14 protein-coding genes are annotated in these 18,411 nt (G+C 54.0%); 9 read left to right on the top strand and 5 right to left on the bottom strand.

Annotated elements, in window-relative coordinates:
• Positions 1-248: 248 nt before the first annotated feature.
• Together A6X21_RS20145 and A6X21_RS20140 are read left to right on the top strand one after the other, a co-directional pair.
• On the top strand, positions 249-1,610 hold the full coding sequence (locus tag A6X21_RS20145) for a diadenylate cyclase (RefSeq protein WP_240490340.1): 1,362 nt from the start codon (positions 249-251) through the stop codon (positions 1,608-1,610).
• 52 nt (positions 1,611-1,662) lie between these two features.
• Entirely contained in the window at positions 1,663-2,958 is a 1,296-nt protein-coding gene (locus A6X21_RS20140) for an L-fuconate dehydratase (protein ID WP_068851798.1), read from the top strand.
• Between the two features lie 37 nt (positions 2,959-2,995).
• Here A6X21_RS20140 and A6X21_RS20135 read toward each other — a convergent pair whose 3' ends face one another.
• On the bottom strand, positions 2,996-3,964 hold the full coding sequence (locus A6X21_RS20135) for a cation diffusion facilitator family transporter (RefSeq protein ID WP_068851796.1): 969 nt from the start codon (positions 3,962-3,964) through the stop codon (positions 2,996-2,998).
• 4 nt (positions 3,965-3,968) lie between these two features.
• Positions 3,969-4,781 carry a 5'/3'-nucleotidase SurE gene (gene surE / locus A6X21_RS20130; RefSeq protein ID WP_068851793.1) on the bottom strand — a complete coding sequence of 271 codons (813 nt, stop codon included), beginning with the start codon at positions 4,779-4,781 and terminating at the stop codon, positions 3,969-3,971.
• Between the two features lie 801 nt (positions 4,782-5,582).
• Between surE and A6X21_RS20125 the strand changes: the two genes are divergently transcribed.
• Positions 5,583-6,950 carry a hypothetical protein gene (locus A6X21_RS20125; protein ID WP_068851790.1) on the top strand — a complete coding sequence of 456 codons (1,368 nt, stop codon included), beginning with the start codon at positions 5,583-5,585 and terminating at the stop codon, positions 6,948-6,950.
• A gap of 70 nt (positions 6,951-7,020) precedes the next feature.
• Here A6X21_RS20125 and xerD read toward each other — a convergent pair whose 3' ends face one another.
• The gene (gene xerD, locus A6X21_RS20120) at positions 7,021-7,968 is read right to left on the bottom strand and encodes a site-specific tyrosine recombinase XerD (RefSeq protein WP_068851787.1); all 948 of its coding nucleotides are present in this window, start codon (positions 7,966-7,968) and stop codon (positions 7,021-7,023) included.
• A gap of 379 nt (positions 7,969-8,347) precedes the next feature.
• Here xerD and A6X21_RS20115 point away from each other — a divergent pair, with 379 nt between their 5' ends.
• The 6 genes from A6X21_RS20115 to A6X21_RS20090 all read left to right on the top strand — a co-directional run bounded on the left by A6X21_RS20115 (position 8,348) and on the right by A6X21_RS20090 (position 15,611).
• The gene (locus A6X21_RS20115) at positions 8,348-8,932 is read left to right on the top strand and encodes a rhodanese-like domain-containing protein (protein WP_068851784.1); all 585 of its coding nucleotides are present in this window, start codon (positions 8,348-8,350) and stop codon (positions 8,930-8,932) included.
• A gap of 102 nt (positions 8,933-9,034) precedes the next feature.
• Entirely contained in the window at positions 9,035-10,465 is a 1,431-nt protein-coding gene (locus tag A6X21_RS20110; RefSeq protein WP_068851781.1) for an MBL fold metallo-hydrolase, read from the top strand.
• Between the two features lie 29 nt (positions 10,466-10,494).
• Positions 10,495-11,373 carry a sulfite exporter TauE/SafE family protein gene (locus A6X21_RS20105; protein WP_083233768.1) on the top strand — a complete coding sequence of 293 codons (879 nt, stop codon included), beginning with the start codon at positions 10,495-10,497 and terminating at the stop codon, positions 11,371-11,373.
• Between the two features lie 11 nt (positions 11,374-11,384).
• Positions 11,385-12,581: an NAD(P)/FAD-dependent oxidoreductase gene (locus A6X21_RS20100; RefSeq protein ID WP_068851778.1), complete on the top strand. Its 1,197-nt coding sequence runs from the start codon at positions 11,385-11,387 to the stop codon at positions 12,579-12,581.
• 57 nt (positions 12,582-12,638) lie between these two features.
• The gene (locus tag A6X21_RS20095) at positions 12,639-13,835 is read left to right on the top strand and encodes a methyltransferase domain-containing protein (protein WP_068852314.1); all 1,197 of its coding nucleotides are present in this window, start codon (positions 12,639-12,641) and stop codon (positions 13,833-13,835) included.
• 108 nt (positions 13,836-13,943) lie between these two features.
• Positions 13,944-15,611, top strand: a complete 1,668-nt coding sequence (locus A6X21_RS20090) for a bifunctional metallophosphatase/5'-nucleotidase (RefSeq protein ID WP_165603882.1) — start codon at positions 13,944-13,946, stop codon at positions 15,609-15,611.
• A gap of 10 nt (positions 15,612-15,621) precedes the next feature.
• On the opposite strand, the gene A6X21_RS20085 is transcribed toward A6X21_RS20090, so the two are convergent.
• Both A6X21_RS20085 and A6X21_RS20080 read right to left on the bottom strand, forming a co-directional pair.
• The gene (locus tag A6X21_RS20085; protein ID WP_068851771.1) at positions 15,622-17,742 is read right to left on the bottom strand and encodes a thioredoxin domain-containing protein; all 2,121 of its coding nucleotides are present in this window, start codon (positions 17,740-17,742) and stop codon (positions 15,622-15,624) included.
• A 115-nt stretch (positions 17,743-17,857) separates the two neighbouring features.
• Entirely contained in the window at positions 17,858-18,334 is a 477-nt protein-coding gene (locus A6X21_RS20080) for a hypothetical protein (RefSeq protein WP_068851768.1), read from the bottom strand.
• Positions 18,335-18,411: the final 77 nt, after the last annotated feature.

The following is an 18,411-nucleotide window of genomic DNA, read 5'->3' as shown; positions in this document are numbered from 1 at the left end:
GACTCAAAGTTGACTGCGAGTAAAATTCACGAAAAAAACAGCATTTCTCAACAATTTTTAACTTCTGAAATTCCTCTTAACACACGCACCTTTCGGCTTCTGCTATTTTTGATCGACCGCCGAGAAAGTGAACTTCGCGAATTTCGTGGGGTTGGCACGAATTCGTCTCATGTTTATAACTGCTGATAATCACAGAAGTTGGGACATTTGATGAAATCAGTTACAGTCAGCTTCCGGGGGTGATCATCGTGGATCTGGCAGACCTGGTCAGTGGAATCCGGATTGTCGAGTTGACTGCCAAAACGCGTCAGGGAGCGATCCGCGCTCTGGTTCAGGCTGCCAACTGGGATGATGATGGCATCAATCCTGAAAATGTTCTCGAAGCCATCGAGGAACGTGAGGCCGCCGCACAAACCCTTGTGGCCAATGACTTTGCATTACCACATGCATTTATCGACTGGGATGGTGACTTCCGCATCGTGCTCGGTCGCAGCAAAACTCGAGTCGATTATGGCGGGCCTGCCGGTGTCAATGTCCAACTGATTGTGCTGCTGGTGATTGGGCGCCGACTGCAGCAGACCCATGTGGAAGTTCTCGCGGCTCTTGCCGAACTGCTCAAAAGCCCCGACTTCCGACAAAACCTGATTGATGCCAAAGACATCAAAGCCATCGACCTGCTCTTGATGACACAAGCTGGGATTCAGCCCGAGAATCGTCCCGTCCGTGGGCCGAGCATTCCCCGATTGACAGTCAACATGGTGAAGACTGCGATTCAACTGACAGAAAGCCTCGCCGCCCAGGCATTGCTTCTGGCGGTCGAGCGAGTGGAAAACGTTCCGTGGGAGGCACTGGCCAACTACAAGGGCCGCCTGCTCCTGGTGACTTCGCAACACTCTGAAGAGTTCGATCACAAGCGGGAAGATCTGCATATTTTTGATGTGGCACATGCATCGCTTTCTCGTTCGGATCGCGCCAATCTCGGGCTCTTGTTAGCTGCCTCCAGCGGTTTACTCACCGAAAAAAACAGCGTGGTCTGTGTGACAGGTCCCGATGGTCGCCGACTCGACAGCATCAATGTCACGAAACCGGAAGTCCATTTTCGGGCGATGCTCTCCGAGAAAAATCGACGTGGTGCCGATGTTGTCCGTCCCGCCGTCATGCTGCGCGTTTTGACTCTGGCAATCGAGATTGCCGCCGAAGGTCGCGAAGCGCACCCGATTGGTGCCTTGTTCGTGATTGGTGATTCCCGTCAGGTCCTGAGGCACTCACAGCAACTTGTGCTGAACCCTTTTCATGGTTATGCCCGGCAACTGCGAAATGTTCTCGATCCGAGCCTGGCAGAAACGATGAAGGAGTTCGCCCTCATCGATGGGGCCTTCATCATTCAGGGTGACGGAACGGTGCTTTCTGCGGGAACTTACCTCACTCCCAAATCGGCTTCGGGAAGTGTGGCCCATGGTCTGGGGGCACGCCATCAAACCGCAGCCGCCATCTCGGCTCACACACAAGCGATGGCAATCACGGTCAGCCAATCCACGGGGACGGTCACCGTCTTCCGCAATGGGAGCTCTGTTCTGTCACTTGAGCGTTCCGGTCGCACGAAGTGGTAGTGAGTGGTTGTGGCAATATTCTTCAACTTGATCGTGCGACGGGAGTTGCCTCATGCCCAAGTTCTCCGGGATTCAGGCCATTGATCTCCGTTTTCCCACTTCACGCCTGCTGGATGGTTCCGACGCGATGAATCCGGATCCGGACTATTCAGCCGCGTATGTGATTCTCAAAACCGATGATGCTTCGCTCCCTGTGGGGCATGGCATGACATTTACCATCGGTCGAGGAAACGAACTGTGTGTGGCGGCCATTGAATCGCTGGGCAAACTCCTCATTGGACGAGATCTGCGCGAGTTCACCGAAGCTCCCGGCCAATTCTGGCGCGATCTGACGGGTGACAGCCAGTTACGCTGGCTGGGCCCTGAGAAAGGCGTGATCCATCTCGCCACGGCGGCTCTGGTCAATGCGCTCTGGGATCTCTGGGCGAAAATCGAAAAGAAGCCCCTCTGGAAACTCGTCACCGACTTCACTCCCACACAATTGGTCAACTGTATCGACTTCCGATACCTGACCGATGCACTGACACCCGCTGAAGCGATCGAACGTCTCGAACGAAAAGTGACTGGCAAAGCGGCACGTGTCGAGCAACTGCTGGCCACAGGCTATCCCGCCTACACCACCAGTGCCGGCTGGCTGGGATACTCCGATGAGAAACTGAGACAGTTGTGTCGCTCCAATCTGGCGCAAGGCTGGGAAGTCTTCAAAGTCAAAGTGGGGCGAAACCTCGAAGACGATCTCCGCCGCCTATCGATCATTCGTGAAGAGATTGGCCCTGAGCGCCGCCTCATGATCGATGCGAATCAGGTCTGGGATGTTTCGACGGCCATCGACTGGGTGAGGCAACTCGCGAAGTTCGAGCCGTGGTTCATCGAAGAACCCACCAGCCCGGATGATATTCTTGGTCACGCGGCCATTGCCAAAGCGGTGCATCCGATAGCCGTTGCGACAGGTGAGCATTGCGCGAATCGAGTGATGTTCAAACAGTTTCTGCAGGCGGGGGCGATTGGCGTCTGTCAGATTGATAGCTGCCGCCTGGGAGGTGTGAACGAAGTTCTGGCAGTCATGCTGCTGGCCGAAAAATTTGGGATACCCGTCTGTCCCCATGCCGGGGGTGTCGGGTTATGCGAATACGTTCAACATCTCTCGATGATCGATTTTATTGCAATCAGTGGTAGCTGGGAGAATCGATTCTGTGAACATGCCGGTCATCTGCATGAACATTTCATACATCCCATTTCCATGAAGAATGGGCGCTATCAGGCTCCTGTGGCACCGGGTTACAGCATTGAAATGCTGCCTGAGACCATTGCGGCTTACCGATTCCCGGAAGGTGCCATCTGGGCGTAACAACTTCTGTGAAGACATTGCCAGATCGTTCCTGTGGTCAGCTTGCTGAGACTCCCGGCGAAATATGGCCAGTTGACTCACCTGCCGGTTCGACGTGAATGATCACATCTCTCAGCATGGGATGCTGCTGCATCAGTTCGGCTTTCACCTGATGAGCGAGAGCATGTCCTGCAAAGACTGTGATTTCTGCAGGGAGCCTCAAGTGCAGTTCGGCAATCTGTTCAATCCCTGATTTTCGAACGCGAAACTTTTCAATGCCCTGCACTCCGGGAACTTTCTGGACAGTGGCGCGCATGGCATCCACTTCGGTTTCATCGATTTGCAGATCGAGCATTTCGCGAAGACTTTGCCGAAAAATGCTGGCTGCGGAGAAACCGACCACACACACCACCACCAGCGAAGCCACCTCATCGGCCGATCGCCAGGCTTCGCCACCGATGCGGACGACTGTCAGGCCAATGAGCACAGCCACAGAACAGAGGGCATCGTTGCGGTGATCCCACGCATGTGCCAGCAGGGCCGTACTGCCAGTGCTTTTGGCGATCTTCAATTTGTACCAGTAGAGCGACTCTTTGATGACCGCATTGGCGGCGGCCACGGCCAACGTCCACCAGGGTGGTAAGCCATGCTGGACTGTGAGCCGTTCAATCGCTTCCCACCCGAGCAGAAAACATGAAATGAGAATTGCCAGAGCGACATGCGAGCCCGCCAGAGCCTCGGCCTTCGAGAAACCATAGGGATGATTCGAGTTGGCGGGCCTTTGCGAATAATTGAGTGCGAAGATCACCGCTGACGAAGTGACACAATCACTCAACGAGTTGAAGGCATCGGCCAGGAGCGCAAAGGATTGACCGATCAGCCCGGCGATGAGCTTGGTGATCCCCAAAGCCAGATTGATCCACAGACCCAGCCACGCTCCAAAGAGCGCATCTCGATATCTCAACTGCCGAATGTCATTCGACGTTGGTTTTGATGCCTCAGGATGGACTTCGGGTGATCGTTCCAAAGCCTCATTCCTGATGATGCTGCGGAGGGATGACAAGAGGTGACCAGTTCGCCTCGGCTTGCTGAAGTTGAGATCGACTGGTGAGGTCAAAGTGCAGTGGGGTCACGGTCACGTAGCCTTCGACGAGAGCCGCCACATCACTCCCTTCGACCAGCTCATGACCGTGAATGGGCTCCAGGCCGGTCCAATAATAGGTGCGTCCTCGGGGGTCGATCCGTTTTTCCAAAGTTTCGCGTTGCCTGCTCACTCCCATCGAAGTCAACCTGACTCCCCTGGGCCATGGTTCAGCAGACGATTGGTCCTCGTTAGACCATTTGGGAAAGTTGATATTCCAGAGTGATCCTGCGGGTGGATTTTGCGCCATAATCTGCTGGATGAGTTGAGCCCCCAGGCGGGCCGCTTGCGGGAATCTCGGGGCGCTGTTCCCCAGCCATTGAGACAATGCGAATGAGGTCACTCCGAAAAAAGCCCCTTCAATCGCGGCGGCGACGGTTCCTGAATACAGAATGTTGATGCCCACATTGGCGCCATGATTGATGCCACTCACCACCAGATCGGGCCGAGGCTGCGCCAGTTCCATGATGCCGAGTTTTACACAGTCAGCGGGGCTCCCCTCGACTTTCCATCCGAAAAACTCGTCCTGGCGATATTCTCGATGGGCCAGAAGTGGATGCAGATAAGTGATCGAATGCCCGACCCCACTTTGTTCGACCGCCGGAGCCACGACGGTCACCTGGGCGAACTTTACCAGTTCGGCATGCAGGCTATTTAGGCCGGGCGCGTGGATGCCGTCATCGTTGACTAAGAGAATGTGCATTCGGTGAGACCAGAGCTGATTCCGTGGGAGAAGTTGAATATCTGACAATAGTCTCTGCCGGCTTCACAGACTATCAAAGAGCAGGTTTTCGAAGGAGCTGCGGCGCGAAAACCAGCTTCTCATTAGGATTCGCAGGAAGACCCGTGCCGGCCATTTCTCCGTAACTTGAGAGCGTGAAATCCCTTAAGACGAGATTTGAACGTGACAAGTGACCGAGAAATCATTCGATGACGGACACGGTGATCACAATCCGTCCAATTGAAAGTCTGCAGAGCCCGACAATTTTTCCATGTTTTTTCGGCTCGACACGTTACTCTGTGATTGGGCGGTATGATCGTCATGATGGCGATTATCTGAAGACCACATGACGTGGAGCATCGTCTTCTGCAAAGAAGTGGCTCTGCTGGCATGAATTCGATCTATCTTTTGGCAGTGACCAGTCATCACGTCTGTGGTGTTCGGGTAAACTTGATCGCCTTTGCATACAGTTTTTGCGGACGGCCCCCTCCCTGCAGAACTATTCCTTTGCAACTGGTGTGTCAGAATGCGCATAATGCCGGGCTGTTGGAGTTTTAGGGAATCCAGCGATTCGGCGGCATTGAGGAAAATGGTTAAAGTCGGGTAAACGCGGTTTCTGTCACTGCACACCCAACCACTCATCACCAAGTGATGCGGACATTGAAGCACACCTGAACCATGATTTTCCAAGTCATTTCAGGTTGTGAGTTCTTCAGTGAACTTCGGGATTGAGTGGGACGACTGAACAAACATGACGGTAAGTATTCTCCAGGGGGAACGGAAATGAAGAATTTTTGGATCAGCGCAGCGATCACGCTGGTCACGATGGCGAGTGGACAGTTTGCCGAAGCGGCCAGATATTGTGGGGCAGCCAGCTATAGCTGTTGTCCAACCACAGCCTGCCAGCCGACGGCCTGCTACACCACTTGCCGCGTTGAACGGCAAACCTGTCAGCGAACTGTGTACGACACCGTTCAAGAACCACAGCAGTTCACAGTTCAACGCACTGTCTATGACCAGACATTCGAAGATGTCCAGGAAACTTGCTACCGCAACGTGGTTGAAACCCAGTATCGGGAACAATCGTACCAGGTCTGCCGGCCTGTCTACGAAACCAGTTGCCGCGAAGAGCGTTACACAGTTCAGAAGCCAGTCTTTGAGACCAGCTTCCGCGACTGCAGCTACACGGTTCGCCGCCCGGTTTATGAAACACAAATGCGTGAGTGCCGTCGTGTGGTGCAGCGTCCCGTCTTTGAAACCATCGAGCGTGAGTGCCGCCAGACGGTCATGCGTCAGGTGACAGAAACAGTCAACCAGGAACGCTGCTTCAATGTCTGCGAGCCAGTGACAACCTTCCGCACAGTTCGTCAGGATTGTGGCCGCTGGGTGACACAACAGGTTCAACTCCCTAGTCGCTGCTGCCCCACACTGGTTCCAGATGCCTGTGGATGTCCGCGGTTGACGATGGTTCAAAGACCTGGTCCCGTGGTTTGCCGTCGTGTCTGGTGCCCACAAGTTGTGGAACGCCAGATCCCCTGCACCACTTACGTGACACGTCAGGTTCGTCAGTCCTGCCCGGTGACAGTCTGCCGCCTCGTTCCCGAAGTGGTCGTGACCAAGGTTCCTCAGCGAGTTTGCCGCATGACCTGCGAAACTGTGGTTGATCAGGTTCCTGTGCAGGTTTGCCGCTGGACCGAACAGGTTGTAAGCCAGAAGGTCCCTGTTCGCACCTGCAAGATGGTGAGCGAAGAATGTGTCCGCAAGATTCCCGTTCGTACCTGCAAGATGGTTACCGAAACGAAGACTTGCCGCGTTCCGTTCTGCGTGACCCGTCAGGAGCCATTTACGGTCACTCGTCGCGTGGCACGCTGCGTTCCTCGCACAGAGAATGTGAACTGCACCCGCTATGTGACGCGTTGCGTTCCCCGCGTCGAAAACTACGAAGTCTGTCGGTTAGTGCCCCAGACTGTCTGCCCAACGACCGCCTGCAACAGTTGCGAAACTGGAGCTTGTGCGGGCGGCTGTGCCGATGGAAGCTGTGGCGGAGTTACGGCACCGGCTGCTGGTGTGCCGACACCCACCGACACCGCCAAACCACCGATCGCTCCGATTCCTGAAACAACACCTGCTGCTCCAGCACCAGGCGTATAGTTGAAACATCCACTGAGCGATGACTTTTTAAGACCTGCATCAACCTCGCGTTGATGCAGGTCTTTTTCTTTTACCCGCGGGGGTGGCATTGTTTGTGGATGGCCTTGAGCCGGGAATGTTCGACATGGGTGTAGATCTGAGTTGTGCGAATACTGGCGTGACCCAGCAGTTCCTGCAGTGCACGAATTTCGGCTCCATTGGCCAGCATATGGGTGGCAAAACTGTGCCTCAAAGTATGTGGCGTGACCGCATCGCTTAATCCAATCCGCGAGGCATACCTCTTGACGAGTTTCCAGACCTGAATGCGGTCGATGGATCGACCAGATCTCGAGGTAAAGACGGGGCTGTCGAGGTTCGTTCCCGCGCGAGCGGGGCGCTCTCTGGCCAGATAGGTCTTCAGTGCTGCAACTGCGACGGGATTCAAAGAAACCAGACGCTCCTTATTCCCTTTGCCCAAACAGCGGCAAAAGCCTTCGTCAAGTTGCAGATCGCGCATTTTCAGACTGCAGACTTCACTGGCCCGGCAGCCGGTCGCGTACAACACAGCCAGCAACGCGCGGTCGCGATACGGATTCAGATCCTGATGCATTGGTGCATCGAGAAGACGATTGATCGCATCTTCTGAAAGCACTTTTGGCAAATGTTCCCAAAGTTTGGGAGAGTTCAGCAGATCGGCGACACTCTCTTTGAGAATCCCTTCCAGCATCAGATACCGGAAGAACATCTTCAGCGAAACCAGATGCCTGGCAATTGTGCTGGTCGCCAGTTTCAACTCGTGCAGATATCTCAAGTAACCCGAGAGATCCTGGAGCGTGATGTCTGTCACACGCGCTACACCGGATTCATGGAACCAGTCGCTGAATCTTTTGATGTCGCGCTCGTAGGAAATGACCGTGTTCCGCGCGAGCCCGCACTCCCCCTGAAGATAGGCCACAAACCCTTCGACATGAGTCGATGGCAAGGCCGTTGGTACCGCGCTGGCGACCGAATTCTGCACTGGCTTGAAGCGTGGCGGCATGGCGGTCTCCCGAAAAAGTGTCGCTCCCTCCTGTCAGTATCGGCCAGAGAGACTTTCCGAAGAGACACAACCGCACAGTTCCTGGTCGATTTCTGCCAAGCCGGCGCGAGCTCAGCGATCAGCGAAACTTTGACTGTTCGTTTCCGAACCGGAAGCGGGGATTCCCCGACATGAACAAATGGTTTCCGCATCCTCTTACTTAAAAACACGTTACGTCGTAACCATGCTGGCGAATCCATGCGATCGTGCCAGCCGACATGAGCCCCTTGGGAAAATTTCTTCAAAGAATGGATCGCTTTCGTCAATTTTCTGAAAGAGAACTGCACAGATCCAGTAACATAGTTCGACAGGTTCCTACATTTCAAACCGTGAGGTTACCATGACGATCCCCACCATCCTGCCCATCGAACTGAAAACCCGCATTGATGCTGCAGAACCCGTGACCATTATTGATGTACGCACGCCCCTGGAATTTCAGGAAGTGCATGCTCATGGTGCAGTCAACATTCCTTTAGATGAGCTCGAAGCGGAGAAGCTTTCCCGTTTAGTGAATCCTGAGAACAAGACGGTCTATCTGATCTGCCGTTCTGGAGGTCGAGGCAAGAAAGCCTGCGAAAAACTCATGGCCAAAGGCCCTTGGCAGCCCATCAACATCGAGGGGGGAACTCAGGCATGGGAGGTAGCCGGCCTGCCGGTTCATCGTGGCAAAAAAGTCATGTCGCTGGAGCGACAGGTTCGCATTGCGGCTGGTTCGCTGGTCGTTCTGGGCTGTGCCCTGGGAGCTTTTGTCACTCCTTACGCCTTCGGACTGGCTGCGTTTGTCGGAGCTGGCCTAGTCTTTGCCGGCGTGACTGATACCTGCGCCATGGGGTTATTGATCGCTCGCATGCCCTGGAATTCAACTCCCCGCTCGAATTCGTCGTGCAGTCTGAATCTCACCAGCCCGCCAACCACTTCTCATTAGACAGTTCTCTCGCCAGGCGTCTTTCATCCCGCTGAAAACGGGAACTCGGAGAAAGTGCGCCCATTTCGAAGTCACTCCCCAAAACTCGAAAGGAGATTCGCCATGCTTCTGAAATATTTTTATGACCCGGCACTCGCCCATGCTTCTTATCTCGTTGGTTGTCAGCGCACAGGTCAGGCCCTTGTGATTGATCCTGGTCGCGATGTCGATGGCTACATTGCAACGGCTCAGGAGCAGGGCCTGAAAATCGTGGGGGCGGCAGAGACACACATTCACGCCGACTTTGTTTCCGGTTCACGCGAACTAGCCGATCGAGTCGGGGCGACGCTGTATCTCTCTGATGAAGGCCCTGCCGACTGGAAGTATCAGTACATCTCGAAGCATCAGGTGCAACTGCTGCGCGATGGTGATGTCTTTGGTGTCGGGAATGTGCAGCTTAAAGTGATGCACACGCCGGGCCATACTCCGGAACACATCTCTTTTGTGCTCACAGATCGTGGCAGTGGTGCCAGCGAACCCATGGGAATCTTTACGGGAGACTTTGTCTTCGTGGGTTCGATTGGTCGACCGGATCTTCTTGAAACGGCTGCGGGTGTTGTCGGAAGCGCTGAAGTTGGAGCCCGCCAACTTTTTCACTCGATCAAAAAGTTTCTGGCATTGCCCGACTTTCTGCAGGTCTGGCCTGCCCATGGTGCCGGAAGTGCCTGCGGCAAAGGCTTAGGAGCTATTCCCTCTTCCACTGTGGGTTACGAAAAGCTCTTTAACCCGGCACTGCAGATTCGAAGTGAACAGGCCTTTGTCGACTACATTCTCGATGATCAGCCTGAGACACCTCCCTATTTCGCCGTCATGAAGCGTGTGAACAAAGTTGGCCCTCAACTCATTCGTGAACTTTCTGCGGTTTCGCGTCTGAACATGGAACAACTGGTCGAAGCCAAAGGTACCAGGCTGGTGATCGACACTTCACCCGCTGCGCTCTACGCCCAGAAATCGATTCCTCAAACCATCAACATTCCGGCAACCCAGTTGGCCCAATGGAGTGGATTCTTTGTGGACGATGGCGAACCGGTTCTGCTGATCTCCAACGCAGAAGGTCTGCCTGCTCAACTGAAAGCTCTGCGATCTATCGGCATTGACAATATCCAGGGATACTTCGATCGCTCTGAGCTCGAACAGAGTGATCTGGCAAAGGGAGCCTATCGGTCGATTTCTCCGACAGAACTCAAAGAGCTCATGGAGAATCACTCCATCGAACTGCTCGATGTCCGCTCGGCACACGAGTTCGCAGAAGAACACATTGAAGGGGCCACACACGCATTTCTGGGTGGGCTCCGGAAGTCCTCGAAGACGTTATCGCCCGATGAAACGTTCGTGGTGCAGTGCCAAGCCGGGGGACGATCAGCGATTGCTGCCAGCCTCCTGAGCCGCTCTGGTCTGAAGGTGCTCAATCTGGCAGGTGGCCTCAATGCCTGGAAGCGAGCCAATCTTCCGGTCGTTCATCCGAGCATGGACCAGCACGTTGTTGGTGCCTAGGCAGGAATCCCGTTTGAGGAGACCAAGCCATGTTGATGTCGTGGCCTGAGTGGATGGAGTTCAGCCTGCAGTTTCATCACTTCCTGGCCATCATCGCTGGGAGTCTGGTGGGGCTCTCACTGGGGCTGACGGGAGGTGGTGGAGCGATTTTTGCTGTTCCACTGCTAGTTTACGGGATGGGTGTGGATCCCCGTGAGGCCATCACGATTTCGCTGATCGCTGTGGGATTGACTTCCTTTACCGGATTTTTATCCCGCTGGCGGAAGGGAGAGGTGGATCTCAAGACAGGATTCCTGTTTGCCCTATCGGGCATGATCGGGACACCAGCGGGAACGTGGATTGCCAACCTGATTCCAGAGACCGTGCTGATGCTGGCCTTTGCGGGTCTGATGCTCATAGTCGCTGAAAGAATGTGGAAAAAAGCGACAAAGCCTTTCGTCAAAGATTCACTCTGCCAGCCGACTGGTCATGAAGAACCTGATGACCAGGTGACATGCCAGCGCAGTCCATCGGGGCAACTGATACTTACCTCCCGATGCGCGGCACTGCTTTTGATGGTCGGTGTGCTGACAGGTGTGATTGCCGGTCTGTTTGGTGTCGGCGGGGGCTTTGTCATTATCCCGGCCCTGGTGCTTTTCAGTGGTATGCCTATTCATAAAGCGGTGGGGACATCTCTGTTTGTGATTTCACTGGTGAGCCTCTCGGGAGTGATCTCTCAAACTTTTGCCGGACGAACTGTCGATCTGGAAATCACTCTTCCATTTGTTTTGGGTGGCCTGGCGGGTGTTGTGGCCGGACAGGCCTTCGCCAAGCGACTCTCGGGCCCCGCACTTCAGAAAACGTTTGTCGTGGCGATTGTTTTGGTGGCGACGATGGTCATCGTCCGCAATCTGACAGCCTCGATTTGAAAGGATCCGTCATGTCCGAGATTGAACATTATCAGGTCGTCATCATTGGTGGAGGAACGGCTGGAATCACCACCGCTGCCCGGCTCCTCAATCGATGGTTCGGTCGTCCGTCCGTCGCAATTATTGAACCGGGAGATCAACACTTCTATCAGCCATTATGGACGCTGGTGGGGGCAGGACTTGCTTCGAAAAACGCCACGGCAAAACCGATGCGATCTGTAATTCCTCGCGGCGCACAGTGGATTCGCGATGCTGCCACAGAATTTCAACCTGAGAACAATCAGGTACTGACTAAATCTGGAAGGGTGATCAAGTACGATTTTCTGGTGATCGCAGCGGGGTTGCAGGTCAATTGGGATCAGATACCAGGTCTCAAAGAGGCGATTGGAACGAACGGCGTTTGCAGTAATTATTCATTTTCAACTGTCGATTCCACATGGGAAGCGATTCGAAATTTTCGAGGCGGAAACGCTATTTTCACGAATCCGGCGGGAGCAGTGAAATGTGGCGGTGCTCCTCAGAAAATCATGTATCTGGCTGATGATCGCTTTCGAGAAGCCGGGATTCGAGATCAAACGAAGATCATCTTCACCACTGCTCTTCAAACCATATTCGCTATTGAGAAATACCGAAAGACGCTTGAAGAAGTGATTGCCCGCAAGCAGATCGACTGCCGCTTTCGCCATGAACTGATTGCGATTCGAGCCGAAGCCAAAGAGGCAGACTTTCGCCGTATCGATACAAACGAAATCGTCACGATTCACTTTGACCTGCTGCATGTCACCCCCCCCATGGGTCCACCCACGTTCCTTGCCAAAAGTCCACTTGCAGACCAGCAGGGCTGGATCGATGTGGATCCAAAGACGCTCAGGCATAAATCATTCGCTAATGTGTTTGCATTGGGTGATTGCAGTAACCTCCCCACATCCAAAACGGGTGCTGCGATCCGTAAGCAAGCTCCTGTCCTCGTCAAAAACCTTCTGGCTGCTCTTCGTGGGCAGGCACTCACGGCAGAATACGATGGCTATACGTCATGCCCGGTTGTTACCGGCATTGGCAAACTTGTCTTGGCCGAATTTGACTATGAGAAACAACCGGCAGAGACTTTTCCTTTTGATCAATCTCGAGAGCGCTGGAGCATGTGGATTTTGAAACGTTACCTGCTACCAATCATGTACTGGCATGGGATGCTCAAAGGACGAGCCTGAACGGTCTCGACCTGCGGATCCATCACTCAAGAAAAACGCCCCTTAGAAAGTATGACCATGAATTCACTGCGATGTTCACTCGCGAAAAAGCTGCTGATTCCGGGCCTGTATGTGGCGAGTCTGTTGATCAACTTCTCCACAGCCACTATGGCTCAGGAGACGAGCGTCAAGCCCGGGATCAATCGCTCGTTTGAAAACGCAAAACCGCAGGAGTTCATCGAGAAATTCGAAATCGAAAGCCGCGAGGTCTTTCACCAGCGTGAGGAGATTCTCAAAGCCTGCCGAGTATCACCTGGCTCAGTCGTCGCCGATATTGGTGCCGGGACCGGTCTCTTCACCAGAGCTTTCTCACCGCTTGTGGGGGAACAGGGACGTGTGATTGCTGTTGATATCTCGAAGAACTTTCTCGAACACATCCAGTCCACCAGTGAAAAACTTCGACAGCAGAATGTAGAAACAGTGCTGGGCAAGGACGTTTCTGCCAACCTGCCTGAAGGATCGATCGACCTCGCCTTTATTTGCGATACCTACCATCACTTCGAGTTTCCTCAGAAAATGATGGCCTCGATTTTTCAGGCTTTGAAGCCTGGCGGACGGCTGATTGTGGTCGATTTTCGCCGTATTGAAGGGCAAAGTTCGGAATGGACACTCAGTCACGTTCGCGCAGGTCAGGATGTCGTCACACAGGAGATTCTCTCCACGGGATTTCGTTATGTTGGTGAACGCTCCGGTGCACTTCGCGACAATTATCTGATTGAGTTTCAGAAACCTGCCGGCGTGCCAGATCTCAAGTCGTCCATTATTCCCGGCATTGGCGGTGTGGCGGAACTGACCGGTGCTCCGGAAGGACCGCGAAGTGGCGCCAAAGTGATCTTCGATGTCACGGCATCGTCTGCTGCGGGAGAGGTCAATGCCGGGCTGGAACGTGCTGCCCGCCTGCTGAATCTTTATGGGGCAGCCGGTCTCAAAGCGAGTGATGTCAACATCGCCGTCATCATGCACGGTGATGCAGCACTTTCGATCCTGACGAATGACAAGGCAAGTGCAGCAGCAAGTCTTCCAAACCCGAATCTTGAGCTGATCAAAAAGCTGAATCAGGCGGATGTTGAAATCATGGTCTGCGGCCAGACCTTAGCCCGTAAGAAAATCGCTCACATGCAGGTCGGCGAAGGGGTGATCATTACGACATCGGCCATGACGACTCTTATGAACCGCCAGACCAATGGCTACAGTCTCGTCGCTGTCCCTAAGTGACAGGTGATGATTCGGCCAAGCATCTCAATTGAGTTCATGAAGTCAATACAAAATTACGAGCTGTCAGTCTGACAGCTTCGCAACTCCGAACAACTCAGGATGGTGAACATGCCTTTGACTCGAAGAGAATTCGCGGCACTGACCGCAGGTGGGATATTGAGCTCTCAATGGCTGGTAAAGCCATCGGCCTACGCCGAAGCGAAAGCAACTTCTCCAGATTCCCAACCTGCTGAGACGACCCGGTCGGTGACTCTATTGCACTTCACAGACACACATGCCCAATTGGAAACACACTGGGATTACCTCCCGGGCCAGCTTCCAGCTTTTCAGCAGATGGGTGGCTTTGCACGCTTAAAGACAGCCATTGATCGTGAAATCAAAGCATCCCAGGGGCCTGTCTTTGTCGCCGATGGGGGTGACGAGTTTCAGGGTTCCGGGCCAGCCGCATGGTCTCGTGGGGAAGTCATTCTGGATCCATTAAACGCACTCGGTGCAGATGTCTTCGTCCCTGGGAATTGGGAACCTGTCTACGGCCCGGCACGATTTCGAGAACTCATGAGTCGACTCAAAGCTCAAGTCACCTGTTTCAACTTTCATGAGAAAAGTACGGGCCATCGAATCTTCCCTCCTGCATCCATTATTGAAAAAGATGGGTGTCGTATCGCATTTGTCGGCTTAACGGATCTCAAAGCCAGTGACCGCCACTCGCCCGATGAGTTTGCCGGTCTTGACACCTCCAGACTCAATGGGCTGTCTGAGTTTCTGAATGATCTCAAATCGAAGGAACGGGTCACATTAATTGTGGGCCTGTTCCATACCGGACTGACTGTTGCACGTTACCTGGCCAGAGAGTTCCCCAAATTCGATATCATTCTTTCAGGGCACACGCATGAAAGAACGACTCAGTCGATTATCGAAGGAAAAACAATCATTGTTGAATCAGCCGGCATGGGCTCATTCCTGGGACGTCTGGATGTGGAACTCAATGCCGGAAACGAAATTGTGGCCCACCGGTTTCGGCTCATCGAAGTTTCGGCAGCAAATACTCCGGAAAACCCAGTGGTTAAACAGCTTGTGGATGAGAACCTTAAACCGTATCGAGAGCGTGCCAATACAGTTGTGGGCCGGACGGTAACACCGATCATGCGATACGATGTGCTTGAAACCAGTGCTGATGACTTCATAACCGATGCACTTCGTGACGAAACAAACGTGGATATTGCCTTCTCCAATGGCTTCCGATTTGGACTGCCCATACCGGCAGGAAACATCACTGTGGGAGATCTCTGGAATCTGCTTCCTATGGATGCTCGTATCAAAGTTGGCTGGGTTACTGGACGACAACTCAAGGACTATCTGGAAAATGAATTGGAACTGGTTTATTCGCCAGATCCAAAACGTCTTTCGGGTGGTTGGGGCCCGCGGGCTTCCGGGATGATGATGCGTTACTCCATGCGAGCAGGCCAGGGCAAGCGGGTTCAAGAGGTTCATGTGGGTGGAAAAATACTTGATGAAACCGAACGCTACACTGTCGCCAGTTGTGAGCGAAGTGGTGAACCACTCGACGTGATCTGCCGGATTCGCGGGGTGCATGATGTTACATTTGCACCACAGACCATTCATCAGGCCCTGATCACCTATTTTCAGAAGCATCCAGTCATCTCACCCTCTCGCGAAGGAAGGGCCTACGCAGACGATCTTGCACCGGTTGTTTTCAGTCAGGACTCGATCCTTTCAGAAGGACAGAGAGGATCGTATCAGGCTTGGGGGATGTAACCTTGAGCCGTCAATTCAGCTCTCGTGCTAATCCTTTGAGTCGGGCGATGATTGCTGCTTCACCGACCACGGGGAGCTGGCAGACTCCCTTTTGACAGACATAGAGCACCGGTTCACTCGCAGGAGCCAGGCGCCCCTGCACCAGCCCGGCTGCGAGTGTGCCCTCCCATTGCGCTCGTGCTGTGAGAAACAGGACGTTCGGCAGGTAGAGTTCATGGGCCACTCGCTCAACGGCATCCTGTTTCAAAGGTCCAGAATCCGTTGCTGATGTCGTCTCAGCGGGTACATACACACATTCGTAACTGGGGCCCAGCCACCAATCGAGAGCGGCCAGCGAGTGGGCTGTAGCCATTGTGGATTGCTGCATGAGGCCCGAGGCGGCCTGCAGAACTTCATGTGCCAACGCTTCACTGCGAGCGTCTGATGTGATTCGACTGAACTTAAGGAGTGCATTGGCGACAGCCGCATTGCCAGAGGGTGTCACGTTATCCTGAAAATCCCGACTGCGACTGATCAGTTTCTCGGCTTGATTACTCGTGAAGTAGAACCCGCCGTGTTCATCGTCGTGAAACTCATTCACCAGGCGGTCGATCAGTGGAACAGCCCGCGATAACCAGGAGGGATCACCATCCGCCAGAAACAACTCGATCAGTGCTTCCAAAAAGCATCCATAATCATCCAGATAGGCACCATGCTTTGGCTGCCCCTTCTGAATCGAATGAGGCAAGCCATAGGGCAGGCTCTCCGCCATGTCGAGAATCACGCGGGCGGCCCGTTGAGCGGCCTGAAGTGCCTCCTGGTCATCGAGCACAAGTCCGGCTCGGGCCAGTGCAGAGATCATCAAACCATTCCAGGCGACAATCAGTTTTTCATCACGACCTGGGGCAACCCGACTTTTCCTGTGCTTAAACAACTTCGCTCTCAGCAGTGAAAGCTTTTGCTCAAGGGCAGTTTCCGCCATGCCGAGTTCGCGTCCGAGTGCGGCGATCGTCTTCGGCAAATTCAGAATGTTATGACCTTCCCAGTTCCCTCCCGAGGTCACACCGTAGGCCCGCTCAAAGAGCCGCGAATCATCATTCCCCTGTGCAGTTCCTGCGAGGACAGAGCGAATCTCGGATTGTGACCAGACAAAAAATCGCCCCTCTTCACCTTCGCTGTCGGCATCCTGGGCTGCACAGAATCCTCCCGACAGTTCGGCCCCGGGAACCTGCATTTCCCGCAAGACGTAATGGACAATCGACTGGGCCGTCCGGCGGTAAAAATCGGTCTTAAAAAACTGCCAGCCATCCAGATAGGCCTGCAGCAAGAGCGCGTTGTCATACAGCATTTTTTCGAAGTGCGGTACCAGCCAGACTTCATCGGTCGAGTAGCGGGCGAAGCCGCCTCCCAGGTGGTCGTGAATCCCCCCTTTGGCCATCGCCGTCAGCCCCAACTCGGCGACTTCGGCTGTTTCCGTCGTATCGAATCGATGCGCGAGGCGCAAGGCGAGCCGTAAATCCATCGCATGAGGAAACTTGGGGGCATGTCCAAAACCACCATTCACACGATCACAAACTCGCACCAGCGTACGGCCCGCCTTTTCCAGCAGATTCTCATGAAGAGTCGTTGGCTCCTGACGTTCCGAGAGCTGATCCTGGACGGTCATGGTTAATTGAGAGGCTTGCTCAGTTACTACTTCACGACGGTTCTGCCAGGCGTCGTGGATGGCGGCGAGGACTTCAGCAAACCCCGGACGCCCATAGCGGCTGGTCGGGGGAAAATAGGTTCCTCCATAAAACGGATGCCCCTGAGGCGTGAGGAAAACTGACATTGGCCAGCCACCCTGCTGAGTCATGGCGATTACGGCGGCCATGTAGATCTGATCGAGGTCTGGCCGCTCTTCGCGATCGACCTTGATACTCACAAACCACTGATTGAGCAGTTCGGCAATTCGAGGATTCTCAAAGCTTTCGTGCTCCATCACATGGCACCAGTGGCAGGCACTGTACCCAATCGACAGAAAGACTGGTCGATCGAGTTCGCGTGCCAGTTTCCACGCTTCATCATCCCACGGCTGCCAGGCGACCGGATTCTGAGCATGCTGATTGAGATAGAGGCTGGTTTCTGCCGCCAGACGATTGACAAGATTCATAAGATTCTTAGGCCCTGATGAGTTTTCACTGGCGGACAGAATGCTTCCATCGAGAAAGCATGCCACTCGTCACGCAGCGTTACGCTTGTGTTGCAGTATTGTATTACGAATGCACTCAATCTGTCTTGAGAGCCCTGGAATTCGTCTCGGGCAGAATCGTGATCTTCCAGCCTGTGGGCGACTTCAAGAGTTGCATCTGACCGGCCATCGTTTGTGTTCCCGGATGAACCTGAAAGGCGATCTGCAGGAAATCGGGCAAAACGGGCGGACCTTCCAGCGGCGAAAGTTCCAATAGTTCCGCCCATTGAAATTCCCCTTGAAAGACAATCGTCACGAAGCCACGAGGGGTGCCATCGGCGGCGGGAGTCACTGCCCCCTGATAATCGAGATAATGGGCTCTGTGGTCGGTATTTCTTTCGGCTTCGATCGAGCCACCCTGCAAGAACAGTTTTTCCCAGACCTTTCGATCCCCTGGAAATCGCCATGTCCAACAGAGCCCAAGACCATCGCGAGATGTGAGCCCGGGGACTTCGAGAAGAAAATCTCCATGGTTTGCGGGCCAATCGTGTTCCAGCAGTGCGAATCGCGGCATGACATCTCTTCGTCACTGCAAGTGTTCTCAGTACTCGATCCCAGCTTGCTAAATCTGGGTCTGAGTACCGCCATCAT

It is taken from the genome of Planctopirus hydrillae (genome assembly GCF_001707835.1).
In the GTDB taxonomy this organism is placed as follows: domain Bacteria; phylum Planctomycetota; class Planctomycetia; order Planctomycetales; family Planctomycetaceae; genus Planctopirus; species Planctopirus hydrillae.
Note: the sequence above shows the minus strand (reverse complement) of the source record. Positions and strands in the feature narration are given on the sequence as shown.

Excerpts from the sequence above, each read along its gene's own strand:
- A6X21_RS20105 (WP_083233768.1), top strand. The coding sequence starts at position 10,495 with ATGTTGATGTCGTGGCCTGAGTGGATGGAGTTCAGCCTGCAGTTTCAT.
- A6X21_RS20080 (WP_068851768.1), bottom strand. The coding sequence starts at position 18,334 with ATGCCGCGATTCGCACTGCTGGAACACGATTGGCCCGCAAACCATGGA.
- A6X21_RS20140 (WP_068851798.1), top strand. The coding sequence starts at position 1,663 with ATGCCCAAGTTCTCCGGGATTCAGGCCATTGATCTCCGTTTTCCCACT.
- A6X21_RS20110 (WP_068851781.1), top strand. The coding sequence starts at position 9,035 with ATGCTTCTGAAATATTTTTATGACCCGGCACTCGCCCATGCTTCTTAT.
- A6X21_RS20090 (WP_165603882.1), top strand. The coding sequence starts at position 13,944 with ATGCCTTTGACTCGAAGAGAATTCGCGGCACTGACCGCAGGTGGGATA.
- A6X21_RS20095 (WP_068852314.1), top strand. The coding sequence starts at position 12,639 with ATGAATTCACTGCGATGTTCACTCGCGAAAAAGCTGCTGATTCCGGGC.
- A6X21_RS20100 (WP_068851778.1), top strand. The coding sequence starts at position 11,385 with ATGTCCGAGATTGAACATTATCAGGTCGTCATCATTGGTGGAGGAACG.
- A6X21_RS20085 (WP_068851771.1), bottom strand. The coding sequence starts at position 17,742 with ATGAATCTTGTCAATCGTCTGGCGGCAGAAACCAGCCTCTATCTCAAT.
- A6X21_RS20125 (WP_068851790.1), top strand. The coding sequence starts at position 5,583 with ATGAAGAATTTTTGGATCAGCGCAGCGATCACGCTGGTCACGATGGCG.
- A6X21_RS20115 (WP_068851784.1), top strand. The coding sequence starts at position 8,348 with ATGACGATCCCCACCATCCTGCCCATCGAACTGAAAACCCGCATTGAT.
- xerD (WP_068851787.1), bottom strand. The coding sequence starts at position 7,968 with ATGCCGCCACGCTTCAAGCCAGTGCAGAATTCGGTCGCCAGCGCGGTA.
- surE (WP_068851793.1), bottom strand. The coding sequence starts at position 4,781 with ATGCACATTCTCTTAGTCAACGATGACGGCATCCACGCGCCCGGCCTA.